The sequence below is a fragment of the Burkholderia sp. Se-20373 genome (assembly GCF_017104705.1).
In the GTDB taxonomy this organism is placed as follows: domain Bacteria; phylum Pseudomonadota; class Gammaproteobacteria; order Burkholderiales; family Burkholderiaceae; genus Burkholderia.
This window is the reverse complement of sequence record NZ_JAAGPH010000049.1, coordinates 18,666-42,488: the sequence shown is the minus strand read 5'-3', so window position 1 is coordinate 42,488 and position 23,823 is coordinate 18,666. Positions and strand designations below refer to the sequence as shown.

25 protein-coding genes are annotated in these 23,823 nt (G+C 67.1%); 8 read left to right on the top strand and 17 right to left on the bottom strand.

Annotation, left to right across the window (positions count from 1 at the left end; genetic code table 11):
* From G3N96_RS18025 to G3N96_RS17975, 11 genes are all read right to left on the bottom strand, one after another.
* Positions 1–618, bottom strand: a complete 618-nt coding sequence (locus G3N96_RS18025; RefSeq protein ID WP_124575963.1) for a sigma-E factor negative regulatory protein — start codon at positions 616–618, stop codon at positions 1–3.
* Between the two features lie 86 nt (positions 619–704).
* On the bottom strand, positions 705–1,304 hold the full coding sequence (gene rpoE / locus G3N96_RS18020) for an RNA polymerase sigma factor RpoE (RefSeq protein WP_006490873.1): 600 nt from the start codon (positions 1,302–1,304) through the stop codon (positions 705–707).
* A gap of 91 nt (positions 1,305–1,395) precedes the next feature.
* Positions 1,396–1,860, bottom strand: a complete 465-nt coding sequence (locus G3N96_RS18015; RefSeq protein WP_124575964.1) for a hypothetical protein — start codon at positions 1,858–1,860, stop codon at positions 1,396–1,398.
* Between the two features lie 12 nt (positions 1,861–1,872).
* Positions 1,873–3,105, bottom strand: a complete 1,233-nt coding sequence (fabF, locus tag G3N96_RS18010) for a beta-ketoacyl-ACP synthase II (protein ID WP_124575965.1) — start codon at positions 3,103–3,105, stop codon at positions 1,873–1,875.
* A 164-nt stretch (positions 3,106–3,269) separates the two neighbouring features.
* Complete coding sequence (acpP, locus tag G3N96_RS18005; protein WP_004197638.1) at positions 3,270–3,509, bottom strand: acyl carrier protein; 240 nt, start codon at positions 3,507–3,509, stop codon at positions 3,270–3,272.
* Between the two features lie 144 nt (positions 3,510–3,653).
* The gene (fabG, locus tag G3N96_RS18000; RefSeq protein ID WP_206137994.1) at positions 3,654–4,403 is read right to left on the bottom strand and encodes a 3-oxoacyl-ACP reductase FabG; all 750 of its coding nucleotides are present in this window, start codon (positions 4,401–4,403) and stop codon (positions 3,654–3,656) included.
* A gap of 36 nt (positions 4,404–4,439) precedes the next feature.
* Positions 4,440–5,372, bottom strand: a complete 933-nt coding sequence (gene fabD, locus G3N96_RS17995; RefSeq protein WP_206137993.1) for an ACP S-malonyltransferase — start codon at positions 5,370–5,372, stop codon at positions 4,440–4,442.
* An 81-nt stretch (positions 5,373–5,453) separates the two neighbouring features.
* Positions 5,454–6,443: a beta-ketoacyl-ACP synthase III gene (locus G3N96_RS17990; protein WP_027788011.1), complete on the bottom strand. Its 990-nt coding sequence runs from the start codon at positions 6,441–6,443 to the stop codon at positions 5,454–5,456.
* Complete coding sequence (gene plsX, locus G3N96_RS17985) at positions 6,444–7,550, bottom strand: phosphate acyltransferase PlsX (protein WP_089424847.1); 1,107 nt, start codon at positions 7,548–7,550, stop codon at positions 6,444–6,446.
* A gap of 129 nt (positions 7,551–7,679) precedes the next feature.
* Positions 7,680–7,859, bottom strand: a complete 180-nt coding sequence (gene rpmF, locus G3N96_RS17980; RefSeq protein ID WP_006051932.1) for a 50S ribosomal protein L32 — start codon at positions 7,857–7,859, stop codon at positions 7,680–7,682.
* Positions 7,860–7,957: 98 nt separating this feature from the next.
* A complete protein-coding gene (locus G3N96_RS17975; RefSeq protein WP_206137992.1) occupies positions 7,958–8,593 on the bottom strand; it encodes a DUF177 domain-containing protein in 636 nt (211 codons plus the stop codon).
* A 230-nt stretch (positions 8,594–8,823) separates the two neighbouring features.
* Here G3N96_RS17975 and G3N96_RS17970 point away from each other — a divergent pair, with 230 nt between their 5' ends.
* Together G3N96_RS17970 and G3N96_RS17965 are read left to right on the top strand one after the other, a co-directional pair.
* A complete protein-coding gene (locus G3N96_RS17970; RefSeq protein ID WP_206137991.1) occupies positions 8,824–9,456 on the top strand; it encodes a Maf-like protein in 633 nt (210 codons plus the stop codon).
* Positions 9,453–10,175 (top strand): SAM-dependent methyltransferase, encoded by a 723-nt coding sequence (locus G3N96_RS17965; RefSeq protein WP_206137990.1) that lies wholly within the window; start codon positions 9,453–9,455, stop codon positions 10,173–10,175. The genes G3N96_RS17970 and G3N96_RS17965 overlap by 4 nt, the downstream gene beginning before the upstream one ends.
* A gap of 57 nt (positions 10,176–10,232) precedes the next feature.
* Here the strand turns inward: G3N96_RS17965 and G3N96_RS17960 are convergent, their stop codons facing one another.
* From G3N96_RS17960 to G3N96_RS17945, 4 genes are read right to left on the bottom strand one after another with little or no spacing between them, the layout of a single operon-like run.
* Positions 10,233–11,225, bottom strand: a complete 993-nt coding sequence (locus tag G3N96_RS17960; RefSeq protein ID WP_206137989.1) for a S49 family peptidase — start codon at positions 11,223–11,225, stop codon at positions 10,233–10,235.
* A 12-nt stretch (positions 11,226–11,237) separates the two neighbouring features.
* The gene (locus G3N96_RS17955; protein ID WP_043181955.1) at positions 11,238–11,639 is read right to left on the bottom strand and encodes a Rieske 2Fe-2S domain-containing protein; all 402 of its coding nucleotides are present in this window, start codon (positions 11,637–11,639) and stop codon (positions 11,238–11,240) included.
* Positions 11,636–12,295 carry an HAD-IA family hydrolase gene (locus G3N96_RS17950; RefSeq protein ID WP_206137988.1) on the bottom strand — a complete coding sequence of 220 codons (660 nt, stop codon included), beginning with the start codon at positions 12,293–12,295 and terminating at the stop codon, positions 11,636–11,638. The genes G3N96_RS17955 and G3N96_RS17950 overlap by 4 nt, the downstream gene beginning before the upstream one ends.
* 5 nt (positions 12,296–12,300) lie before the next feature.
* On the bottom strand, positions 12,301–13,305 hold the full coding sequence (locus G3N96_RS17945; RefSeq protein WP_039348433.1) for an RluA family pseudouridine synthase: 1,005 nt from the start codon (positions 13,303–13,305) through the stop codon (positions 12,301–12,303).
* 725 nt (positions 13,306–14,030) lie between these two features.
* On the opposite strand from G3N96_RS17945, the gene G3N96_RS17940 reads away from it, so the two are divergent.
* The 6 genes from G3N96_RS17940 (at position 14,031) to G3N96_RS17915 (ending at position 21,244) form a co-directional block, all read left to right on the top strand.
* On the top strand, positions 14,031–17,165 hold the full coding sequence (locus tag G3N96_RS17940; protein ID WP_206137987.1) for an Rne/Rng family ribonuclease: 3,135 nt from the start codon (positions 14,031–14,033) through the stop codon (positions 17,163–17,165).
* 119 nt (positions 17,166–17,284) lie between these two features.
* Entirely contained in the window at positions 17,285–18,397 is a 1,113-nt protein-coding gene (moaA, locus tag G3N96_RS17935) for a GTP 3',8-cyclase MoaA (RefSeq protein ID WP_206137986.1), read from the top strand.
* 28 nt (positions 18,398–18,425) lie between these two features.
* Positions 18,426–19,043 carry a molybdenum cofactor guanylyltransferase MobA gene (mobA, locus tag G3N96_RS17930; protein WP_124575972.1) on the top strand — a complete coding sequence of 206 codons (618 nt, stop codon included), beginning with the start codon at positions 18,426–18,428 and terminating at the stop codon, positions 19,041–19,043.
* Between the two features lie 105 nt (positions 19,044–19,148).
* Positions 19,149–20,447: a gephyrin-like molybdotransferase Glp gene (gene glp / locus G3N96_RS17925; RefSeq protein WP_206137985.1), complete on the top strand. Its 1,299-nt coding sequence runs from the start codon at positions 19,149–19,151 to the stop codon at positions 20,445–20,447.
* Between the two features lie 39 nt (positions 20,448–20,486).
* The gene (locus G3N96_RS17920; protein ID WP_006401288.1) at positions 20,487–20,762 is read left to right on the top strand and encodes a hypothetical protein; all 276 of its coding nucleotides are present in this window, start codon (positions 20,487–20,489) and stop codon (positions 20,760–20,762) included.
* Positions 20,759–21,244 carry a GNAT family N-acetyltransferase gene (locus G3N96_RS17915; protein ID WP_206137984.1) on the top strand — a complete coding sequence of 162 codons (486 nt, stop codon included), beginning with the start codon at positions 20,759–20,761 and terminating at the stop codon, positions 21,242–21,244. The genes G3N96_RS17920 and G3N96_RS17915 overlap by 4 nt, the downstream gene beginning before the upstream one ends.
* Positions 21,245–21,334: 90 nt before the next feature.
* Here the strand turns inward: G3N96_RS17915 and rmuC are convergent, their stop codons facing one another.
* The gene (gene rmuC, locus G3N96_RS17910) at positions 21,335–22,813 is read right to left on the bottom strand and encodes a DNA recombination protein RmuC (protein ID WP_206137983.1); all 1,479 of its coding nucleotides are present in this window, start codon (positions 22,811–22,813) and stop codon (positions 21,335–21,337) included.
* Positions 22,810–23,799 (bottom strand): D-glycerate dehydrogenase, encoded by a 990-nt coding sequence (locus G3N96_RS17905; RefSeq protein WP_206137982.1) that lies wholly within the window; start codon positions 23,797–23,799, stop codon positions 22,810–22,812. Before G3N96_RS17905 ends, rmuC begins: the two co-directional genes overlap by 4 nt.
* Positions 23,800–23,823 lie beyond the last annotated feature (24 nt).

The window sequence follows — 23,823 nt, the reverse complement described above, 5'->3', positions numbered from 1 at the left end:
TTATTGGCCTGGCGTGGTGGTCACGGCAGCGCGGATCAGCGGCATCGAACCCGTGACGACGGGCTGCTGCGCGAATTGCTGGTGCGCTTCAAGGTATTGGTCGAGGCTGGCGTCGCGGATGATGTTGACGTCCTGCAGGCCCGGCTGGGCAGATGCCTGCGCAACCGTCACGCGCTGCAGGTTGCCGCCTTGCGGCGCACCGGCCGACGCGACCTGGACGGCGCCCGGGGCACCGGCCGTCTGCATTTGCGGGACGACGATCCACGTCAGCGTGGCCGCCGCGGCAGCAACCGCGAACGCGGGCACGACGCGCCGGCGCAGCGACAGCAGCTTGCGCGCGACGGGTGCGGCCGCCGGCGCGAGCAGGTGCGGCTCGCCTTCGAGCGCAGCCGACATGCGCGCGGTGAACGCAACGCTCAGCGCGGGCGACAGCGCGAGCTCGTCCGAGCGCAGCGCATCGCCGATCAGGTGGTAATGGGCCCACGCAGCGCGATCCGCGCGGTTGAGCTCAGCCAGAAACTGCCCGTTGTCCGGGCCCTCGAACATTTCGCCGTCGACCAGCGCGGAAAGGCGCTCGCCGCGCGAGCACGCTTGCGACTGCGTATTGACCGACCCCATGATGCTCCCCATCTTGCACACCCCGTCGTGACTTCACGACTCTAACCGTAACTAGACCCCGACCCGCGTCGCTCCGCCTGTCGCGCTTACCAGCGCTTGCCTTCGGGCGTATCGAGCAGCGGACGCAATTTGGCAGCGATTGCCTCGCGTGCGCGGAAGATCCGCGACCGAACCGTCCCGATCGGACAGCCCATCATTTCCGCGATCTCTTCGTAGCTCAGGCCCTCGATCTCGCGCAGCGTAATTGCCTGGCGCAGTTCTTCGGGCAGCAGAGCCATGGCAGCGTTGACCGTCTCGGCAATCTGCTTGCTCATCAACATCGACTCAGGCGTGTTGATATCCCTTAGTTGGTCTGCGTCGGAGAAAGTTTCCGCTTCCTCCGCATCGGCCTCCGTCGAGGTCGGTGCCCGGCGGCCTTGCGTCGCAAGGTAGTTCTTCGCCGTGTTGACGGCAATTCGGTACAACCACGTATAGAACGCCGATTCGCCGCGGAATTGCGGCAGCGCACGATACGCCTTGATGAACGCGTCCTGGGCCACATCCTCGACCTCGGCGGGATCCCGCACGAGGCGCGAAATCAGCCGAATGATCTTGCGGTGGTATTTGGAGACCAGGAGTTCGAACGCTGCCTTGTCGCCCTTCTGTACGCGCTCGACCAGAGCCTGATCGATTTCTTTTTCACTCACCTGACAAATCCGTTAACTAGGGATGCAACGCGGAGCGCTATTGTAGCGTTCCCGCGCCGGCCGCTGGTTACGGTAGGTAACCGTGCCGCCGTCAAACCGGCCCCGCCGCGCCCGCCGTTCTCGCCAGCACGGACAGCGCGCTGAACGATGCGGCGTCGAGCGCATCGGCCGGAATCAGCAGCGGCCGGGGCCGCCGGGCGCCCTGCCCGACCGACAGCACCAGCAGCAGGCTGCTCCAGTGCGCATGCCCCGTCACGCGGCCACGTGCCAGCAGGCGCCCGGTGCGGCCAAACGCCGCGACCTCCCCGAATGCGTCGATCTGCAACTCGGCCGGCAGCCGGCGGGCACAGGCCCGCGCAGCGCACACGGCCAGCAGCGCGGCCGTCACGGCTGACACACCTGCGCCGGCGGCCGCGCCCGCGCGCGGCGCCCAGAACAGATAGGCCGACGCGGTAGCCGACGCGACGAACACGGCCAGCACGAAATACGACACGGCCGAGGCCCGCAACGCAAAGCGTTGCGGGCGCCCGGCCGGAGCATCGAATGGACTCGTCAAGCGATTGCGGCGTCAGACGCGCTTGAACACCAGCGTGCCGTTGGTACCGCCGAAGCCGAAGTTGTTCTTCACGGCAACGTCGATCTTCATGTCACGCGCGGTGTTCGCGCAGTAGTCGAGATCGCACTCCGGGTCCTGGTTGAAGATGTTGATGGTCGGCGGCGACACGTTGTTGTGCAGTGCCAGCACCGTGAACACCGATTCGAGGCCGCCCGCGCCGCCCAGCAGGTGGCCCGTCATCGACTTCGTCGAGTTCACGATGATCTTGTACGCATGCTCGCCGAAGGCCGCCTTCACCGCGTCGGACTCGTTCTTGTCGCCCAGCGGCGTCGACGTGCCGTGCGCGTTCAGGTACTGGACCTCGTCCGCGTTCACGCCGGCGTCGCGCAGTGCCGCGACCATGCAGCGGCGCGGGCCGTCCATGTTCGGCGCGGTCATGTGGTATGCGTCGCCCGTCATGCCGAAGCCCGAGACTTCCGCGTAGATTTTCGCGCCGCGCGCCTTCGCCGCTTCGTACTCCTCGAGCACCATCACGCCGGCACCCTCGCCCAGCACGAAGCCGTCGCGGTCCCTGTCCCACGGACGGGATGCGCTGGCCGGATCGTCGTTGCGGGTCGACAGCGCACGCGCTGCAGCGAAACCGCCGATGCCGAGCGGCGACACGGTCGATTCGGCGCCGCCCGCAACCATCACGTCGGCGTCGCCGGCCTGGATCAGGCGCGCTGCGAGGCCGATGCTGTGCAGGCCGGTCGTGCAGGCCGTCACGGCCGCGAGGTTGGGGCCCTTCAGGCCGAACATGATGCTCAGGTGACCCGAGATCATGTTGATGATCGAACCCGGCACGAAGAATGGCGAAATCCGGCGCGGGCCGCGATCGACGTAGGTCTGGTGCGTATCTTCGATCATCGGCAGGCCGCCGATGCCGGAACCGACCATCACGCCGATGCGTTCCGCATTGGCTTCGTTCACTTCCAGCCCGCTGTCCTTGATGGCCTGGACACCAGCGGCGATGCCGTAATGGATGAACGTATCCATGCTCCGGGCTTCCTTCGCCGGGATGTACTCCTCGGCGCTGAAACCCTTCACTTCGCCCGCGAAATGGCAGGCGAGGTTCGACGCATCGAACTTCGTGACGGTGGCGATACCGGACTTGCCGGCGACGAGATTGGCCCAGCCGTCGGCAACATTATTGCCAACAGGCGAAATCAGCCCCAGGCCTGTAACAACAACACGACGGCGGCTCACGGTAACCTCTTTTCCATTATTGGATGACAAAAACAAAAGCCACAGAGGCCACAGGAACCAGCCCTGCGAGCCCTGTGGCTGTTAGTCCGTCCGGCGCGAAGCCGGCAGGATGGCGCGTCAATCGCGAAGATCGCGGCGACGTGGCGGACAAGCGCGAAAGGCGCTTACGCCTTGACGTTTGCGCGAGCGTAGTCGATCGCTTGCTGAACGGTCGTGATCTTCTCTGCTTCTTCGTCCGGGATTTCCATGCCGAACTCGTCTTCCAGAGCCATCACCAGCTCGACCGTGTCGAGCGAGTCGGCGCCCAGGTCGTTCACGAACGAAGCTTCGTTCTTGATCTCGGCTTCCGCGACGCCCAGTTGTTCAGCGACGATCTTCTTGACACGTTGTTCGATGTTGTCCATTACCCCTCCGAGGGAAAGTTCAGATTTACAAGTGCGCGCATTTTATCAGGTTTGCTGACGCCAAAACGCGCGTTGGCTTGATGGTCGATCAAGCGCCGATCCGCCTGAAAAACGGGATACGGCGCGGATGGTAAACGAAAATCGTTACGACATGTACATGCCGCCGTTCACGTGCAGCGTCGTACCGGTGATGTAACCGGCTTGCGGCGATGCGAGGAACGCGACGGCATGGGCGATGTCTTCCGGGCTGCCGAGGCGGCCGAGCGGAATCTGGGTCTTGAGCGCGGCCTGCTGTTCTTCCGGCAGCGTCTTCGTCATGTCGGTGTCGATGAAGCCCGGCGCCACGCAGTTCACGGTGATGCCGCGGCTGCCGATTTCACGCGCAAGCGCACGCGTCATGCCCGCCACGCCGGCCTTCGCAGCCGCATAGTTGACCTGACCCGGGTTGCCGGCCGAGCCGACCACCGACGTGATGTTGATGATGCGGCCGCCACGCGCCTTCATCATCGGGCGCAGCACCGCGCGCGACAGGCGGAACACCGACTTCAGATTGGTGTCCATCACCGCGTCCCAGTCCTCGTCCTTCATCCGCATTGCGAGCTGGTCCTGCGTGATGCCCGCGTTGTTGACGAGCACGTTCAGCGCACCGAATTCCTTCACCGTCGCGTCGATCAGCGCCTCGGCGGCTGCCGCGTCGTTGACGTTCAGCACCGCGCCGCGGCCGGTGACGCCCGCTTCCGCGAACGCCGCGGTAATCGCAGCGGCGCCCGATTCGCTCGTCGCCGTGCCGATCACCGTCGCACCCAGGCGCGCGAGTTCGAGCGCGATCGAGCGGCCGATGCCGCGCGATGCGCCGGTGACGATCGCAACCTGTTTATCGAGAGTCTTGTCCATGAATCGAATTTCCGTCTCTTGAGAAAAGGCACCGCGTCAGGCGGTCACCAGCTTGAGTGCTTCGTCGAGCGAAGCCGGATCGAATACCGACGCGCCCGTCAGGGTGCCGTCGATGCGCTTCGTCAGGCCGGCGAGCACCTTGCCCGGACCGCATTCGATCACGTGCGTGACGCCCGTGCCGGCGATGTGCTGCACGCACTCGACCCAGCGCACCGGGCCCGCGGCCTGGCGCACCAGCGCATCCTTGATCGCAGCCGGATCGCTGACCACGGCGACGTCGATGTTGTTGACGACCGGAATCTGCGGCGCCTTGACGTCGACGTTCGCAAGGTAATCGCGCAGCTGGTCCGATGCCGGCTTGAGCAGCGACGAATGGAACGGCGCCGACACCGGCAGCGGCAGTGCGCGCTTCGCGCCCTTCGCCTTCGCGATCTCGCAGGCCTTTTCGACCGCGGCCTTGTTGCCTGCGATAACGACCTGCGCGGGTGCATTGAAGTTCACCGCTTCGACGACGCCCGCTTCCGCGGCTTCGGCGCAGACCGCGCGCACCGTATCGTCATCGAGGCCCAGGATCGCGGCCATGCCGCCCTGACCGACCGGCACGGCCGTCTGCATAGCCTGCGCACGGAAGCGCACGAGCGGCACCGCGTCCTTGAACGCGAGCGCGCCGGCAGCGACGAGCGCCGTGTATTCGCCGAGGCTGTGGCCGGCGACGATCGCCGGCGCCGGGCCGCCTGCCTGCTGCCACGCGCGATAGCACGCATAGGCTGCGGTCAGCATCACGGGCTGCGTGTTGGTGGTGAGGTTCAGCTCTTCGGCCGGGCCTTCGGCGATCAGCTTGCCGAGATCCTGATTGAGTGCATCGGACGCTTCCTGGAGCGTCTCGCGCACGACGGCCAGATCGGCGAATGCGTTGAGCATGCCGACCGCCTGCGAGCCCTGCCCCGGAAATACGAATGCAAATTTCATATCGTCCCCAATTGAATCGATTCGGACGGCGCACGAATGGCGCGCCGATGGGATCCGCGCGCAGCAGTCGCGCGCCGCGGATCAGTAGCGGAAGACCGACGCGCCCCAGGTGAAGCCGCCGCCGACGCCTTCAATCAGCACGTGCTGGCCGCGCTGGATGCGACCGTCGCGCACCGCGGTATCGAGCGCCAGCGGGATCGACGCGGCCGACGTGTTGCCGTGCTGGTCGACCGTCACGACCATGCGCTCCTGCGGCAGGCCGAGCTTGCGGCAGGTGCTGGTCATGATGCGGATGTTGGCCTGGTGCGGAATCAGCCAGTCGATCTGTTCGGGCGCGAGATTCGCCTTCGCGAGCGCCTCGATCGCGACCTTCTCGAGCACGTTGACCGCGAGCTTGAACACGGCCTGCCCGTCCATGTACAGGAACGCGCTGCCTTCGATCACGCCGCGATTGACGTTGCCCGGCGTGCAGAGGATGTGCGAATAGCTGCCGTCCGCGTGCAGCGCGCTGCCGAGCACGCCCGGCTCTTCCGATGCGGACAGGATCACCGCGCCCGCGCCGTCGCCGAACAGCACGCAGGTCGTGCGGTCCTTGAAGTCGAGAATGCGCGAGAACGTCTCCGCGCCGACGACGAGCGCCGTGCGGTGCTGGCCGCTGCGGATGAAGCTGTCGGCCGTCGCCATCGCGTACGCGAATCCCGAACACACGGCCTGCACGTCGAATGCCGCGCCGCCGTTCTTGATGCCGAGCTTGTTCTGCAGCAGGCACGCGGTGCTCGGGAACACGAAATCGGGGGTCGAAGTCGCGACGATGATCAGGTCGATCGACTGCGGATCGATGCCGGCGGCTTCGATTGCGCGACGCGACGCCTCGAGCGCGAGATCGCTGGTCGTGACGTCCGGTGCGGCGAAATGGCGCGCATGGATACCCGTGCGCGCAACGATCCATTCATCGCTCGTCTCGATGCCTTCCTTCGCAAGGCGATCGGTCAACTGCTGGTTCGTGACGCGGTCAGGCGGCAGGTAGCTGCCCGTGCCGAGCACGCGGGAATAGAGAGTCGATTGGGCCATTTATGCTTTAGAGGATTGCGCAGCGGAAGGGTCGGCGTGATGGCCTGCGGCCGGGCTTGCATGACCCGCACCGCCCGCGTCGTGTTCGCCTTCGCCGAGCGACACTGAATTATCCGCCATCGCGCGCGCGAGGCGCTCCAGCACGCCGTTTTTGACGGCATCATACCCGCGTTTGATCGCCCACTCAAACGCGTAGGCATCGGCCGAACCGTGGCTCTTGATCACGAGGCTTTTCAGCCCCAGCAGCGCCGCGCCGTTGTACTGGCGGTGGTCGACGCGCTTCTTGAAACGCATCAGGACAGGCAGCGCGAGCAGCGCCATCAGCTTCGACATCAGCGAACGGCCGAACTCCTCGCGGATGATGTCCGACAGCATCTGCGCGAGCCCCTCGGACGTCTTCAGCGCGACGTTGCCGACGAAGCCGTCGCACACGATCACGTCGACCGTGCCCTTGTAGATATCGTTGCCTTCGACGTTGCCGCGAAAATTGAGCGTGCTGGCACGCAGCAGTTCGCCTGCGCGCTTGATCGTCTCGTTGCCCTTGATCACCTCTTCGCCGATGTTCAGCAGGCCGATCGTCGGACGTTCCTTGCCCTCGAGCGCCGCCACGAGTGCGTGCCCCATTTCCGCGAACTGCAGCAGGTGCTGCGGCTCGCAGTCGACGTTCGCGCCGAGGTCCAGCATCATCGTGTAGCCGGTCGGGTTCGGCAGTGCGAACGCGATCGCGGGCCGCTCGATGCCGGGCAGCGTCTTGAGTACGTAACGGGAAACGGCCATCAGCGCGCCGGTATTGCCGGCGGAAATGCAGGCCTGCGCCGCGCCTTCCTTGACGTGGTTGAGTGCGACGCGCATCGAAGAATCCTTCTTCTTGCGCAGCGCCACTTCGACAGGGTCGTCCATCGCCACGACTTCGGTGGCGGGAACGATGGTCAGCGCGGGATCGTCGAGGGCTTTCAGCTTTTTCAACTGAGCGCGGATCGCGCTTTCGATGCCGACGAGCATCAGGTGCGCATCGGGATGCGCGCGGACGAACTTGACTGCCGCGGGAACGGTCACGGACGGGCCGTGGTCGCCTCCCATGCAATCGATTGTGAGCTTTACGGTCATGGAATGCGACGAATTTCAGGCACAAAAAAGCGGCAGTTGAATGCCGCCTTTTTGTTGAGCCAGGAAAGTGTCAAGCGAACCAGTTGTCACGCGAACGGCAAGCGTAGCGCGCAACGCGTGACTTGACGCTTAGTCGTTCTTCGTCTTGACGACTTTCTTGCCGCGGTAGTAGCCGTTCGGGCTGACGTGGTGACGCAGATGCACTTCACCCGTGCTCGGCTCGACTGCCAGCGGCGCTGCCGTCAGGAAATCGTGCGAACGATGCATGCCGCGCTTCGACGGCGACTTCTTGTTTTGCTGGACTGCCATGACTAACTCCTAAATAATTTTCCGGATTCTAACACAGCCCGATCCGGCGCTTAACTACCCTGGCCCAAAGCCTTTACGCCTTCCCGCGCCACAACTGCTTAGTGTTTCTTGGTGCCGTCACCGTCCTTCTTCAGCACTTCCAGCGCTGCGAACGGATTCGGCCGTTTGCCTTCGTCCCCGGCTTCGCCGGACTCTTCGTCCGTCTCTTCCGCGGGACCGCTCGCACCCGACACGAGGCTTTCGTGAACTGCCGGGCAAACCTCGTGCTTGGGCACGAGCGGCAACGAAAGCAGCAATTCCTCTTCGATCAAGTCGACGAGATCGAACTGGCGTGAACCCACGATCACATCGGCTTCATCGTCGTCGAGCGGAAATTCTTCAGCTTCTTCTTCGGTCGCGACGACCCGGTACGTCATGTCGACGTCGAACGTCTGGTCGTACGGGGTCATGCAGCGCTGGCACGTGAGCCACGCATCACCGTGCACCGCAAGGCGCAGATACGGCTGCTGCCCGTCGGCGCCGTCGTCCTGCAATTCCTTCTGGGTGAACCCTTCCGCCTGCCATGTGAAGACCGTGTCGCGATCTGGCGCGTCCGCAGGCACTTCGTTTAACATGCGCGGCAGTTGCGAGAGGCGCACCGCACCCGCTGCCTGCCGCCCGCTGCGGGCGAACTCGAACAGGTCGATTGCATGCGGATCAAGCGCCGCAGCCGGTTTGCCAGAAGAAGTGTTCATATGCGCTCCTGCCTACAGGCTGACTTGCGAATCCGGCTTGGTACCGCTCGCGTACGGCTCATCCGCGGATGACGTACTTTACTTCCGAAGACCCGGCAGGCGCCACCACAACGGAAGCCTGCCGACGAAAAGCGGGAAAGCATACCTGTTTTACCTTTTGCGGTCAATCACTTAAGCTTGCGTCCGCGCAACGCCGCACAACACCTGACGACTCACCGATCCAACCGACCATGCCGGATACCGTTTGCCGCCCGCCGCGGCTGATTCTTGCCTCCAGTTCACGCTACCGCCGCGCGCTCCTCGAGCGCCTCGGCCTCCCCTTCGACGTCGTGTCGCCCGAGCTCGACGAAACCCCGCACGACGGCGAAACGCCGGCCGCGACCGCCCTGCGGCTCGCCGGCGCGAAAGCGCGCGCCGTCGCGGCGACGATCGACGCGCCCGACGGCGTGCTCGTGATCGGGTCGGATCAGGTCGCGACCTTCGACGGGCTCCAGATCGGCAAGCCCGGCACCCATGAGCGCGCGCTCGCGCAACTCGTGTCGATGCAGGGCCGCGCAGTCGAATTCCACAGCGCGCTCTGCCTGTACGACAGCCGGACGGGCGAAGCGCAGGTCGAGGACATCGTCACGCACGTGCGCTTCCGCTCGCTGCCCGACGCCGAACTCGACGCGTACCTGCGCGCCGAAACGCCGTACGACGTCGCCGGCAGCGCGAAGTCCGAAGGGCTCGGCATCGCGCTGCTCGACGCGATCGACTCGAACGATCCGACCGCGCTCGTCGGCCTGCCGCTGATCGCGCTCACGCGGATGCTGCGCGCCGCCGACTATCCGTTGTTTGCAATCACCCGTGGAGACCGCGCATGACCGCCGGCACGCTTTACCTCGTCCCGAACACGCTCGGCGAAGGCGACGAATCGATGCTCGCGGCCGTCCTGCCCGCGGCCGTGCAGGCGCGCGCCGGCACGCTCGGCTATTACATCGGCGAGAACGCGAAGACGACGCGTGCATTTTTGAAGAAGATCGGCACGACGCGCCCGATCCAGGAAATCGAGATCAGCGAACTGAACGTCAACACGCCGGCCGGCGCCATCGACCGGCTGCTCGCGCCCGTGCTGGCCGGTGCGGACGCCGGCCTCGTGTCCGAAGCCGGCTGCCCGGCCGTCGCCGATCCCGGTGCGTTGCTGGTGCGCCGCGCGCACGAGCGCGGCGTGAAGGTGGTGCCGCTCGTCGGGCCGAGTTCGATCCTGCTTGCACTGATGGCATCGGGCCTGAACGGCCAGAGCTTCGCGTTCAACGGCTACCTGCCGGTCGACGCGGCCGCGCGCGCCAAACGCCTGCGGGAACTCGAGCAACTGTCACGCAAGGCGCGCCAGACGCAGATCTTCATCGAAACGCCGTACCGGAATCAGGCAATGCTCGACACGCTCGTCGCGACCTGCGCGCCGTCGACGCAGATCTGCGTCGCGGCCGACCTGACCCTCCCGACCGAGACGATCGCGAGCCGTACCGTCGCGGACTGGAAAAAGGCACCTGCGCCGAATCTGCACAAGCGCCCCGCGATCTTCCTGCTGCTGGCGAACTGAACGCGGCAGGCGATCCGCGCACTGAATGGCGGGCCATCGCGGCCCGCCCGCCTCCGGTCAGCGCAGGCTGACCGACGCGCCGCCGGCCGTCAGTGCCTTCATCGCGGCGCCGCCGACGGCCGCGCCGAACTTGCGCGCGACGCGGTTCGTCAGGCTTTCCTTCACCGTATAGTCGACGAGATCCGGCGCCTTCAGCACGTCGCGCGCGACCGTGTCGGTCGTGCCGTAACCGTCCGCCAGCCCGAGCTCGACGCTCTTCTCGCCGGTCCAGAACAGCCCCGAGAACATGTCGGGCGTCTCGTGCAGCCGCTTGCCGCGGCCATCCTTCACGGCCTTGATGAACTGCGCATGCACCTGGTCGAGCAATGCCTGCGCATGCGCGTCCATCTTCGGCGTTTCCGGCGAGAACGGGTCGTAGAAGCCCTTGTTTTCACCCGACGTGTGCAAGCGCCGCTCGACGCCGAGCTTGCCCATCAGACCGGTAAAGCCGAACCCGTCCATCAGCACGCCGATCGACCCGACGATGCTCGCCTTGTCGACGAAGATCTTGTCGGCCGCGGACGCGATGTAATAGCCGCCCGATGCGCACATGTCGGTCACGACGACATACAACGGCTTGTCCGGATGCTTCGCGCGCAGCCGGCGGATCTCGTCGTAGACCATCCCGGCCTGCACCGGGCTGCCGCCCGGGCTGTTGATCCGCAGCACGACCCCGGCCGTGCCGTCGTCGTCGAACGCGGCGTCGAGCGCTGTGTTGATGTCGTCGGCGTTTGCGTTGACGCCGGCCGCGATCTCGCCGTCGATCGTCACGAGCGCCGTATGCCGCCCGCTCGACGAGAACTTCGAGTCGCTCGAGAAATCGATCAGCGCGAACGCGAACAGCACGAATACGGCGAGGAACGCGAAGCGGAAGAAGATCTTCCAGCGCCGCGCCGCGCGCTGCTCCTTGACGGCCGCGAGCGCGATCCGCTCGAGCGCCGCACGCTCCCAGTTCGGTTCACGGCTATCGGAACGGGAGGAGGAATCGGGGGAATTCGGTTGGTCGGCCATGCAGGGTTGTCGTTAGTCGGTCGTGGCGGGAACGGCGGGACGCAGGTCGGCGTCGGGCACCCAGAATACCGCACGCCCGTCGGACGTGTCGCGCTCGTCGACCTCGACCGGCCGCAGGCGGCCACCGCGGCACGGGCCGCCGACGCACTTGCCGGTGTTCGGCTCGTAGATCGCGCCATGCGTCGCGCACATCAGGTAGAGGCCCGACGATTCGAAGAACTGCCCTTCGGCCCAGTCGAGCTCCATCGGCACATGCGCGCAGCGATTCAGGTAACCGTATGCCTGGCCCTCGTAGCGCACGAAGAACACGACGGCCTGCTCGCCGCGCAGCGTCGCGTCGACGCGCACGCCGGCGCCGCCGTCGGCCAGCGCATCCGATGCGCACACGCGCACGGCGTCCGGCGCCGCGCTCATGCGTACTCCCGCAGCCACGCGGCCAGCGCGCCGACGTCCGGCGCGACGAAGCGCGGCGCGAGCGCGGCCAGTGCGTCGGCCGTGTGTGCGCCGTACGCGACACCGACGCCAGCGGCCCCGGCACTCGCGGCCATCTGCAGGTCGTGGGTCGTGTCGCCGATCATCACCGTGCGCGACAGGTCCTGCCCCAATTCCCGCGACAGTTCGTGCAGCATCGCCGGATGCGGTTTCGAGAAGGTTTCGTCGGCGCAGCGCGTCGCATCGAACAGGCTCGTCAGCTTCGACTGGTCGAGCACGCGGTTCAACCCGACCCGACCCTTGCCGGTTGCAACGGCGAGCAGATAGCCCGTGTCGCGCAGCTCGGCGAGCAGTTCGCGCACGCCGGCGAACAACTCGATGCGCTGATCGTCGAGCAGATAGTGATAGCGGTAGCGCTCGGCGAGCCGCGAATAGTCGGACGGATTGAGGGTCGGAGCCGTAATCTGCAGCGCATCACGCAAGCCGAGGCCGATCACGTAGCGTGACGCCTCGTCGGACGGCGTGGGCAAGCCGAGATCGCGGCATGCGGCCTGGATGCTGTGCGCGATGTGCGCAGTCGAATCCATCAGCGTGCCGTCCCAGTCGAAGACGATCAGGTCAAATTGCTGTCGAGCCATGCGGTTCAGGCGGTATCGCGCAGTGCGCTGAGTTGATCGAGGAAGCGCCGGCATTCGTCCGGCAGCGGCGCATCGAACTGCAGTGCCTCGCCGGTCAGCGGGTGGGCGAGCCGCAGCCGGTACGCATGCAGGAACATCCGTTTCAACGACGGCTGCGCATTCGCGCGCGCCAGCGCCTTGTTCAGTGCGAAATCGCCATACTTGGCGTCGCCGGCGATCGGCAGGCCGAGATGCGCAAGGTGCACCCGGATCTGATGGGTCCGACCCGTTTTGAGTTCCGCTTCGAGAAGCGCGTACTCAGGCCACAGGTCGACGAGGTTGAACACCGTATGCGATGGCAGCCCGTCGTCCTGCACCCGCACGCGGCGCTCCCCTTCCGGGGTCGAATACTTGAACAGCGGCGCCTTCACCGCGCGGCGGCGGCCCCAGTCGGACTGCCATTCACCGTGGACGCACGCGAAGTAGCGCTTGTCCATCTTGTTCTCGCGAATCTGTTCGTGCAGGCCCACCAGTGCCGTGCGCTTCTTCGCGAGCATCAGGATCCCGGACGTCTCGCGGTCGAGCCGGTGCACGAGTTCGAGGAATTTCGCGCGCGGGCGCGCCTGGCGCATCTGCTCGATCACGCCGAACGCGACGCCGCTGCCGCCGTGGACCGCCACCCCGGCCGGCTTGTTGATGACGAGCATCGCGTCGTCCTCGAACAGCACGTCGAAGTGCGCGGGCGGCACGATGGTGGCTTCGGCACGCGCGAGGTCGGCGGCGGCCACGCGCACGGGCGGCACGCGGACGATGTCGCCGAACGCGAGCCGGTATTGCGCATCGACCCGGCCCTTGTTCACGCGCACTTCGCCGCTGCGTAGGATCCGGTAAATATGGCTTTTCGGCACGCCTTTACAGACGCGCAACAGGAAGTTGTCGATACGCTGACCGGCCGAGTTTTCGTCGATCTCGATCATCGATACCTGGCCGCTTGCGACCGAATTCTGGGATATTTTGCCTAACTCGTTCATACTGAATATAATTTTGCCCAGCCTGACGTTGCGGGCGGCCTCACCGGCCGGCCCGGACCAACCGGGCAAGGCGCAAGCGCAAACCGTTATTTTACTTGCGCCGGGGGTCTGCTGCTCGCCCCTAATCAAAGAGATGCAGCAAGTTGCACGCACGGCGCCGCCCGTCGGCAAGGATCGCGCCCACAGGCGGATTCGGTCGGCAAGGCGCCGCGGTAACGGAAAGTTGGTTGAAAAGAATTTGATCGGTAGCCCGACGGCGCGAAGTGCGTCCGCGCAGGCTGCCGGTTGCGAAAATTACGGCGTTGCGCCCGATTTGGCTCCGCGAAGCGTGCGGGGCCTGGCGACGTCAAACCAGGGAAGTACACCCCAGGCGGGAAAGTCGGGCTGGATTCGATACTCCCCGCTGCGGCCCGAGCCGCAGCATCTGCCGCCCGTTGGCACGCGCGTCGCATGGCGACGCGCCCCGCGGCAGTGCCCGGCCTCAGGCTTAGCGCGCTTTGACAGCGTGCGGTGTGTGGACGCCGTGCTTTGAAGCCGTGTTCGCAGGTGCCCTATGGCCGCCGGCCCCGTCTTTCGGGCCCAAGCGCCTCTTCAGGCAATTCTCCCCGCCATCGTTCCCGCTCCAGCGTGCTCGTGACAACACAACAAGGTGCGGCCTGCCGTCGTTCCCGCCCTCGCGACTGACAATCGCGAGGCGCCGCCAGCAGAGCCGCCTGGAGTCGTTCATGAAACGCATGCTGTTCAATGCGACGCAGCAGGAGGAGCTGCGCGTCGCCATCGTCGATGGGCAGAAGCTCATCGACATCGACATCGAGACAGCCGGGCGCGAACAGCGCAAAGGCAATATCTACAAAGGTGTCATCACCCGTATCGAGCCTTCGCTCGAAGCGTGCTTCGTCAACTACGGCGAAGACCGCCACGGCTTCCTGCCGTTCAAGGAAGTCGCCCGCCAGTACTTCAAGGAAGGCATCGACATGCGCTCCGCGCGCATCCAGGATGCCCTGCGCGAAGGCCAGGAACTGATCGTCCAGGTCGAGAAGGAAGAGCGCGGCAACAAGGGCGCTGCCCTCACCACGTTCATCTCGCTCGCCGGCCGCTACCTGGTGCTGATGCCGAACAATCCGCGCGGTGGTGGCGTGTCGCGCCGGATCGAAGGCGACGAGCGTCAGGAACTGCGTGAGACGATGGCGCAACTGCAGATCCCGGACGGCATGAGCATGATCGCCCGTACCGCGGGCATCGGCCGCAGCGCCGAGGAACTGCAGTGGGACCTGAACTACCTGCTGCAACTGTGGCGCGCGATCGAAGCGGCGTCGCAAAGCGGCAACCCCGGCCAGCCGATGCTGATCTATCTGGAATCGAGCCTCGTGATCCGCGCGATCCGGGACTATTTCCAGCCCGATATCGGCGAAATCCTGATCGACACGAACGAAATCCACGATCAGGCCCGCGCATTCATGGACATCGTGATGCCGGACAACGTCGCGAAGGTGAAGCGCTACCACGACGACGTGCCACTGTTCTCCCGCTTCCAGATCGAACACCAGATCGAAACCGCGTACTCGCGCACGGTGCCGCTGCCGTCGGGTGGCGCGATCGTGATCGACCACACCGAAGCGCTCGTCGCGATCGACGTAAACTCGGCGCGTGCGACCAAGGGCGCGGACATCGAGGAAACGGCGACCCGCACGAACCTCGAAGCGGCCGACGAAGTCGCCCGCCAGCTCCGCCTGCGCGACCTCGGCGGCCTGATCGTGATCGATTTCATCGACATGGAATCGGCGAAGAGTCAGCGCGAAGTCGAGCAGCGTCTGAAAGACGCGCTCAAGCATGACCGCGCGCGCGTCCAGATGGGCAAGATCTCCCGTTTCGGCCTGATGGAGCTGTCGCGCCAGCGCCTGCGTCCGGCCCTGTCGGAAGGCAGCCACGTGACCTGCCCGCGTTGTAACGGCACCGGTCACATCCGCGATACCGAATCGTCCGCGCTGCAGGTCCTGCGGATCATTCAGGAAGAAGCGATGAAGGAAAACACCGCGGCGATCCACTGCCAGGTGCCGGTCGAGGTGACCGCCTTCCTGCTCAACGAAAAGCGTCAGGAAATCAACAAGATCGAGTCGCGCTTCAAGGTCGGCATCGTGCTGATCCCGAACAAGCACCTCGATACGCCGCACTACAAGCTCGAGCGCCTGCGCCACGACGACGCACGTCTCGACGACCCGCGCGCGTCCTGGAAGATGGCCGAGGAAGCCGCCCGCGAACTCGAGTCGGAAACCGGCTACAGCAAGCGCGCGGCGGAAGTGAAGCCGAAGCAGGAAGCCGCGGTCAAGGGCATCACGCCCGAGCGTCCGGCCCCGAGCCCGGCACCGCAGCGCCCGGTCGAACCCGTTGCAGCGCCCGCGCCTGTCGCACCGGCAACCGGCGGCTTCATCGGCTGGCTGAAGGGCCTGTTCGGCGTATCGCCGGCGCCCGCACCCGCACCGGTTGCTCCGGCCCCGGCGAAGGAGCAGGCAGCCCGTCCGGCTCGCGGCGATCGCGCCGAGAAATCCGAGCAACGCGGCGAACGCGGCGGCGATCGCAACCGCAACCGTCGCGGCGGCGCCCAGCAGGCGCAAGGCGGCCGCGACCAGGTCGCGGCAGGCCGTGGCCAGCCGCAACGCCAGGAGCGCGAAGGCAAGGAAGTGCGCGAACCGCGTGAGGCTCGTGAGCCGCGTGAAGGCCGCGAACCGCGCGAGGGTCGTGAACCGCGTGAGGGTCGCGAGAACCGCGAAGGTCGCGAGGGCCGTAGCCCGCGCGAAGGCCGCGAGCCGCGTGAAAGCCGTGAGCCGCGCGAACCGCGCGAGAACCGCGAACCGCGTGAACCGCGCGAGCGTGTCGAGCAGCCGGAAGGCGTTGAAGCCGCGGGTCGTGGCGAGCGCCAGGAACGTCGCGAGCGCCGCAAGCCGACTCAGCATGCGGCCACGCTGGAAACCGTCACCCGCGGCGAAACCCATCCGGACTCGGAAGCCGACAAGGCCGTCGCAGAAGCCCTGCCCGGCGCCGAACTGGCAGCCGATGCGGAAGCCGGCGCGCGTGATGGCGAGGAACGTCGCCGTCGCCGTCGCGGCCGCCGCGGCGGTCGTCGCGAGCGCGAGGAAGACGGCGCAGTCGTCGACCACGCCGAGCAAGGCGCAGAAGGCGACGTGACGGTGCAAGCCGTGACGCCGGAAGCACCGGCTGCTGCCGAACCGGCCCACCCGGCCGCACCGGCAGTCGTCGTGGCAGCCGCCGCGGCAAGCGCCGTCGTCGCCGAAGCCGTGGTCGAGCACCATGCCGAACCGGCAGCACCGGCCGCTGTCGAGCCGCAACCGGCACCGGTACACGTCGAGGCAGCGCCGGTCGAAGCAGCAGTGGTCGCCCAGGCAGCGGAACCGGCACCGGTCGCACCGGCCGTCGATACGGAAGCCGGTCCGGCTCCGGTCGCGGTTTCGCCGACCGACGCGTTCGAAGTGCCGGCAGCACCTGTCGCCGTCGAGGCGCCGCAGCCGGCCCCCGTCGAGCAAGCCGCACCGGCCGTGACGACCGAAGCCGCTCCGGTGGCTGCGGAGCCGGCTCATGTCGAAGCCGCGCCGGTCGAGGCCGTCGCCGCACCGGCACCGACCCCGGCCCCCGCCCAACCGGCAGCCGCGCCCGCTTCGGCGAGCCTGGATACCGTGCTGGAGCAGGCTGGTCTCGTCTGGGTGAACACGGACGCCGGCAAGTTCGCCGCTGCGCAGGAAGCCGCGTCGCGCCTCCCGCGTCCGGCTCGCGTACCGCGCGAACGCAAGGCACTGCCGCCGGTCGATACGGCCCCGATGCAGCAGGTCGAAACGACGCATCACTGATCGACGCATCGTCCGACCAGGAAAAGCCCGCCTCCGGCGGGCTTTTTCATGTCCGCGCTGCGGGTGCCCCGTCCGCCGCTTACGGCTAAAATAGAGGTCTGGTTCGCACTTCTTTCAACATGTCCCGACGCATCATTCCTCTCGCCGACGTCAGCGGGATGCCGGACGTCTCCGGCGTCGCGCACGCCCCGGACGGCACGCTGGCCGACACGTTCGCCAGGCCGCTGCGCGACCTGCGCATTTCGGTGACGGATCGCTGCAACTTCCGCTGCGTGTACTGCATGCCGCGCGCCGTCTTCGACAAGGACTACCCGTTCCTGCCGCACAGCGCGCTGCTCACGCACGAGGAAATCGAACGCGTGGCGCGACTCTTTGTCGCACATGGCGTCGAGAAGATCCGTATCACGGGCGGCGAGCCGCTGCTGCGCAAGAATCTCGAATTCCTGATCGAGCGCCTCGCCCACCTGACCACGCACGACGGCCGCCCGCTCGACCTGACGCTCACGACCAACGGTTCGCTGCTCGCACGCAAGGCGCGCGCGCTGAAGGACGCCGGGCTCACCCGCGTGACGGTCAGCCTCGACGCGCTCGACGATACGTTGTTCAAGCGCATGAACGATGCCGAGTTCGCGAGCGCCGACGTGCTCGACGGCATCTTCGCGGCCCAGGCCGCGGGGCTCGCACCGGTCAAGGTCAACATGGTCGTGAAGCGCGGCACCAACGACAGCGAGATCCTGCCGATGGCCGAGCGTTTCCGCGGTACCGGCGTGATCCTGCGCTTCATCGAATACATGGACGTCGGCACGTCGAACGGCTGGAACATGACCGAGGTGCTGCCATCGGCCGACGTCATCGCACGGATCGCCGAACACTTCCCGCTCGTGCCGCTCGATCCGCACACGGCGGCAGAAACCGCACAGCGCTGGGGCTATGCGGACGGCGGCGGCGAGATCGGCGTGATTTCCAGCGTCACGCAGGCCTTCTGCGGCGACTGCACGCGCGCGCGGCTGTCGACCGAAGGCAAGCTGTACCTGTGCCTGTTCGCGTCGACCGGCCACGACCTGCGCGCCCTCGTGCGCGGCGGCGCGAGCGACGCCGAGATCGCGACCGCGATCGCCCGCATCTGGCAGGCCCGCACCGACCGTTATTCGCAGCTGCGCGGCAGCGCGTCGGCCGACGCCTTGCCCGACGGCGCCGGCAAGCGGGTCGAGATGTCGTATATCGGCGGCTGACGCACGCTGCCCATCCCGCCCGCTTACGATGCCCGCTTCCGCCGCTCCCACGATTGCCGGCCTGCTGCTCGCAGGCGGGCGTGCCACCCGCATGGACGGCGTCGACAAGGGCCTGCAGTTGCTCGACGGCACGCCGCTCGCGCTGCACGTGCTGCGCCGGCTCTCGCCGCAGGTCGACGAGACGCTGATCAGCGCGAATCGCCATGCCGATCGCTACGCCGAACTCGGTGCGCCATTCGACGCGCGCATCGTCGCGGACGGAACACCCGACTTCCCCGGCCCGCTCGCCGGCCTGCTCGCCGGCATGCGGGCGGCACGCGCGCCGCTCGTCGCGTGCTCGCCATGCGATACACCCTATCTGCCGGCCGACCTCGTCGCACGGCTGCAGGCGGCGCTCGACGCGCGGCAGGCCGACATCGCCATGGCGGTAACCGTCGACGCACAACAAGTGCGCTCGCCGCAGCCGACGTTCGCGCTGCTGCGCACGTCGCTGGCCGACGATCTCGCCACCCGGCTCGCCGCCGGCGACCGCAAGGTACGTGCGTGGTACGCACGCCACAAGACGGTCGAAGTCGAGTTTCACGACGAGCGTGCGTTTTACAATGCCAACTCCTGGCAGGAACTCGCCGCGCTGGCCCGCCGCTGACGGCACCCGTGCGGTTCCCGCCCGCCGCTCGCGCAACCCGCGCCCAGGCACCCTCCTCGCGCCACCGGCCACGAACCCGATACGCCTTGCGGCGCAGTCCGACTGATGATCACGCAATCCTCGCCCGCCCCCCGAAACGCACCCGATTCCGATGCCCCGCTGTCGCTCGCCGACGCGCAGGCGCTCGCGTGCCGCTTCGCGGCGCCGGTCGACGCGTGTGACACGGTGACGCTGCGCGAGGCACTCGACCGCGTGCTCGCGGCCGACGTGAACGCCCCGTTCGACATTCCCGCGTACGACAACTCGGCGATGGACGGCTATGCGTTCGACGGCAGGATGGGCACGCACGCATCGCCGCAAGCGGAGGTCACGCTGGCGGTCACCGGCACCGCGCTCGCCGGCCATCCGTTCGACGGCGCCGTGGCGGCCGGATCATGCGTGCGCATCATGACGGGCGCGCCGATGCCGGCCGGCTGCGACACGGTGATTCCGCAGGAACGCGTGCGCGTCGACGGCGACACGATCCACTTCGCCGCGCACGACATCGCACGCGGCGCGAACTGCCGCAAGGCCGGCGAGGATCTCGCGCGCGGCGCGTGCGCGCTTGCCGCAGGCCGCATCCTGCGGCCGTCCGATCTCGGCCTGCTCGCGTCGTTCGGCATCACCGAAGTTGCGGTGCGCCGGCGCGTGCGCGTCGCCGTGTTCTCCACCGGCGACGAACTGCGCGAGCCCGGCGAGCCGCTCGGCCCCGGCGCACTGTACGACAGCAACCGCGGGATGCTGATCGCGATGCTCGAAAGGCTGCATGTCGACGCGGTCGATCTCGGGCTCGTCCGTGACGACCCGGCCGCGCTCGAAGCCGCCTTGCGCAGCGCGGTCGCCGCACAGGCCGACGCGGTGATCACGTCGGGTGGCGTATCGGTCGGCGAGGCCGACTTCACGCGCGACGTCATGGCACGCCTCGGCGACGTGACGTTCGCCAGCCTCGCGCTGCGTCCCGGCCGGCCGCTCGCGTGCGGCACGCTCGCGAGCGCGGCCGAAGGCGCCGGATACGCACTGTTCTTCGGGCTGCCCGGCAACCCGGTCGCGTCTGCCGTGACGTTCTACGCGATCGTGCGCCCCGCGCTGCTGACGCTGGCCGGCGCGCAAGCGCAGCCGCCGGCGATGCATACCGCACTCAGCACGCAAGCGCTGAAGACGCGCCCGGGCCGCACCGACTACCTGCGCGGCATCGCGACGCGCGCCGCCGACGGCCGCTGGCACGTCGCACCGGCCGGCTCGCAGAGTTCCGCGTCGCTGAGCGGCCTCTCGGCCGCCAACTGTTTCATCGTCCTGGGCCACGATACCGCGGCAGTCGACGCGGGCACCCCGGTCGACATCCTGCCGCTCGACGGCCTGATCTGAATTCCACTATCGGTATATCTCTACGGGGGCAATCCGCACATGAAGAAACAAATTTCGTCGATCGCCGCGGGACAGACCGCAAAAGCGCTGATCCTCGTCTACCTGACGTTCAGCGTACCGATCGTGCTGCTCGGCATTCTCGTCGCGTACGTCCGCTACGGGATGGTCGAACTGAGCACGATCCTGAGCGCGCTGCTGCTGAACGCCATCCTCGGCTTCGTGCTGCTGTGGATCGCGTGCCACGCATACAACTGGGTCGCATCGCGCTTCGGCGGCATCGAGATCGTGCTGTCCGACCCGCCGGAAGAAGCGTGAGCGGCACACCGCTGATCCGCGCGGCCCACGCACGCGACGTCGGCGCGATCCTCGCGCTGATGCGCGAGCTGGCCGAATTCGAGAAGCTCGCACACCTGTTCGTCGCGACGGAGGCCGATCTCGCCGACGCGCTGTTCGGCGAGCAGCCTGCCGCCGAGGCACGGGTGGCCGAGCACGACGGCGCGATCGTCGCGTATGCGTTGTTCTTCCACAATTACTCGACGTTCCTCGGCCGTCGCGGCCTCTATCTCGAGGACCTCTACGTGCGGCCGTCGCAGCGCGGCACGGGCCTCGGCACCGCGATGCTGCGTCACCTCGCTGCGTTGGCCGTCGAGCGCCGTTGCGGACGCTTCGAATGGTCGGTCCTCGACTGGAACCAGCCGGCGATCGATTTCTACGAAAAGATGGGCGCAACCGTGCTGCCCGACTGGCGCATCGTTCGCGTCACGGGCGACGCACTGGATACGCTCGCCGGGCATTGACCGCGAGCCGGCCACGCCGGCCATCGCGTCAAAAGAAAACGGGCGCCGCGGCGCCCGTTTTTGCTTTCCAGCCGATGTCGGCCATGTGCGTCATGCGTCGTCCGCATCGGCACCGTCGGCCCCTTCCGCACCGAGCAGCCCTGCCGCCGTATCGCCCGGTAGCGCCTCGACCTGCTTCAGCTTGCGGTTCATCACGCGCGTGCGCTGCTCGGCGGCTTCGATCGAGCGCGTGACCGTTTCGAGCTGCGACTTCGTGCGCGCGAGCACGTCGCCGAACTTGCCGAACTCCGTCTTCACCGCCCCGAGCACCTGCCACACCTCGCTCGACCGCTGCTCGATCGCGAGCGTACGGAACCCCATCTGCAGGCTGTTCAACAGTGCGGTGAGCGTCGTCGGGCCGGCGACCGTCACGCGATAGTCGCGCTGCAACAGGTCGGTCAGCCCCGGGCGGCGCAGGATCTCCGCATAGAGCCCTTCGGTCGGCAGGAACAGCAGCGCGAAATCGGTCGTGTGCGGCGGCGCGACGTACTTCTCGGCGATCGTGCGCGCCTCCAGCCGCACGCGCGCCTCGAGCGCGCGGGCCGCTTCCTCGACCGCCACCGCATCGGCACGCTCCTGCGCGTCGATCAGCCGCTCGTAGTCCTCGCGCGGGAATTTCGCATCGATCGGCAACCATACGGGTGGCGCGTCGCGGGTGCCGGCCTCGCGCCCCGGTAGCCGGATCGCGAACTCGACGCGCTCGCTGCTCTTCGGCACCGTCGCGACGTTCTTCGCGTACTGCTCGGGCGTCAGCATCTGTTCGAGCAGCGCCTCGAGCTGCACTTCGCCCCAGGTGCCGCGCGTCTTCACGTTGGTCAGCACCTTCTTCAGGTCGCCAACGCCCGCCGCGAGCGTCTGCATCTCGCCGAGCCCGCGATGCACCTGCTCGAGCCGGTCCGACACGAGCTTGAACGATTCGCCGAGCCGCTGCTCGAGCGTCGCGTGCAGTTTCTCGTCGACGGTGCGGCGCATCTCCTCGAGCTTCGCCGCGTTGTTCGTCTCGATTTCCTTCAGCCGCTGTTCGAGCGTCGCGCGCACCTCGCCGATCCGGCGGTCGTTCGCTTCGGTCAGTTGCGTGAGCTGCCGGTGCAACGTGTCGCCGAACAGCCTGAGCGCGCCCGTCTGCTCCTCGCGCGCCTGCTGCGCCTGGCGCTGCATGCTTTCGCGCATCGCGTCGAACTGCTGCGCGTTGCCGGCGACGAGCTTGCCGAGCTGCTGTGCAAAACCCTCGATCTGGTTGTTCTGCACGGTCGCGACGCTCGTCAGTTGTGCGGCGAGCGTCTGCTGAAGCTGCGCGAAGCTGCCGGCCAGCTCGGTGCGCGAGCCGCGCGCGTTCTCGACGATCTCGCCGCGCAATTCGCGTTCGAGCCGCTCGACTGCGCGCGCCTGCGCATGCGCGGTGTCCTCGATCTGGTCGCCGAGTATCGCCGCATCGTCGTGGCGGCCGCCGCCACGCACGAGCGCGACGATCGCCACCGCAAGCGCGACGGCCAGCACGACGACCGCCGCAAGCAACAACGTCATCGTCATGCGCGCGGCTTCCCGATCACGTCAGGGTTGATCGGATTCGGCGGCTGCCCTGCGCGCGGCCCTTCGCCCAGCGCGGCGATCAGGTTGTCGGCGGCGAGGTTCGCCATCGCGCGGCGCGTCTTTTCGGTCGCGCTTGCGATATGCGGCGTCAGCACGACGTTCGGCACCTTGAGCAGTGCCGGATGGACCGTCGGCTCGCCTTCGTACACATCGAGGCCGGCCGCGGCGATCGTCCCGTCGAGCAGCGCGACGGCCAGCGCCGCGTCGTCGACGATCCCGCCGCGCGCGATGTTGGTCAGCGTCGCGGTGGGCTTCATCTTCGCGAGCTCGGCCGCGCCGATCGTGTGATGGTTCTCCTTCGTGTACGGCAGCACGAGCACGACGTGATCGGCGCGGGCAAGCAGCGCGTCCTTCGACACGTATTCGGCATTGAGTTCGGCCTCGATCTCGGGCGCGACCCGCGACCGGTTGTGATAGATCACCTGCATCCCGAAGCCGCGCGCGCGGCGCGCGAGCGCCTGGCCGATGCGCCCCATCCCGATGACGCCGAGCGTCGAGCCGTAGATGTCGCTGCCGAGGAAACCGTCGTACGCCCACTTCTGCCAGTGGCCGGCGCGCAGCCAGTGTTCGGATTCGGCGATCCGGCGGGCCGCGGCCATCATCAGCGCCCAGCCGAAATCGGCGGTCGACTCGTTCAGCACGTCGGGCGTGTTGGTGCCGAGCACGTTCGCCGCGTTGAACGCGGCCATGTCGAAATTGTTGTAGCCGACCGCCATGTTCGCCACGACGCGCAGGCGCGGCGCTGCCGCGAGTTCCGCCGCGCCGACCGGATCGCCGGCGGTCAGCGCACCGTCCTTGTCGGCCAGACGCGCGGCAAGCGCATCGGGAGCGAGTGCGTCGCCGTTGTTCCAGTCGACGTCGAAATACTGCTGGAGTCGCTCGATCACGTCCGGAAAGATCGGACGCGCGACCAGGATCTTCTGCATCGCCATCTCCGCATGCCGCGGGCG

Bases quoted from the DNA above. Each gene is read 5' to 3' on its own strand.
- G3N96_RS18025 (WP_124575963.1), bottom strand. From the start codon at position 618: ATGGGGTCGGTCAATACGCAGTCGCAAGCGTGCTCGCGCGGCGAGCGC.
- acpP (WP_004197638.1), bottom strand. From the start codon at position 3,509: ATGGACAACATCGAACAACGTGTCAAGAAGATCGTCGCTGAACAACTG.
- fabG (WP_206137994.1), bottom strand. From the start codon at position 4,403: ATGGACAAGACTCTCGATAAACAGGTTGCGATCGTCACCGGCGCATCG.
- fabD (WP_206137993.1), bottom strand. From the start codon at position 5,372: ATGAAATTTGCATTCGTATTTCCGGGGCAGGGCTCGCAGGCGGTCGGC.
- G3N96_RS17990 (WP_027788011.1), bottom strand. From the start codon at position 6,443: ATGGCCCAATCGACTCTCTATTCCCGCGTGCTCGGCACGGGCAGCTAC.
- plsX (WP_089424847.1), bottom strand. From the start codon at position 7,550: ATGACCGTAAAGCTCACAATCGATTGCATGGGAGGCGACCACGGCCCG.
- rpmF (WP_006051932.1), bottom strand. From the start codon at position 7,859: ATGGCAGTCCAGCAAAACAAGAAGTCGCCGTCGAAGCGCGGCATGCAT.
- G3N96_RS17975 (WP_206137992.1), bottom strand. From the start codon at position 8,593: ATGAACACTTCTTCTGGCAAACCGGCTGCGGCGCTTGATCCGCATGCA.
- G3N96_RS17970 (WP_206137991.1), top strand. From the start codon at position 8,824: ATGCCGGATACCGTTTGCCGCCCGCCGCGGCTGATTCTTGCCTCCAGT.
- G3N96_RS17965 (WP_206137990.1), top strand. From the start codon at position 9,453: ATGACCGCCGGCACGCTTTACCTCGTCCCGAACACGCTCGGCGAAGGC.
- G3N96_RS17960 (WP_206137989.1), bottom strand. From the start codon at position 11,225: ATGGCCGACCAACCGAATTCCCCCGATTCCTCCTCCCGTTCCGATAGC.
- G3N96_RS17955 (WP_043181955.1), bottom strand. From the start codon at position 11,639: ATGAGCGCGGCGCCGGACGCCGTGCGCGTGTGCGCATCGGATGCGCTG.
- G3N96_RS17950 (WP_206137988.1), bottom strand. From the start codon at position 12,295: ATGGCTCGACAGCAATTTGACCTGATCGTCTTCGACTGGGACGGCACG.
- G3N96_RS17945 (WP_039348433.1), bottom strand. From the start codon at position 13,305: ATGAACGAGTTAGGCAAAATATCCCAGAATTCGGTCGCAAGCGGCCAG.
- G3N96_RS17940 (WP_206137987.1), top strand. From the start codon at position 14,031: ATGAAACGCATGCTGTTCAATGCGACGCAGCAGGAGGAGCTGCGCGTC.
- moaA (WP_206137986.1), top strand. From the start codon at position 17,285: ATGTCCCGACGCATCATTCCTCTCGCCGACGTCAGCGGGATGCCGGAC.
- mobA (WP_124575972.1), top strand. From the start codon at position 18,426: ATGCCCGCTTCCGCCGCTCCCACGATTGCCGGCCTGCTGCTCGCAGGC.
- glp (WP_206137985.1), top strand. From the start codon at position 19,149: ATGATCACGCAATCCTCGCCCGCCCCCCGAAACGCACCCGATTCCGAT.
- G3N96_RS17920 (WP_006401288.1), top strand. From the start codon at position 20,487: ATGAAGAAACAAATTTCGTCGATCGCCGCGGGACAGACCGCAAAAGCG.
- rmuC (WP_206137983.1), bottom strand. From the start codon at position 22,813: ATGACGATGACGTTGTTGCTTGCGGCGGTCGTCGTGCTGGCCGTCGCG.
- G3N96_RS17905 (WP_206137982.1), bottom strand. From the start codon at position 23,799: ATGCAGAAGATCCTGGTCGCGCGTCCGATCTTTCCGGACGTGATCGAG.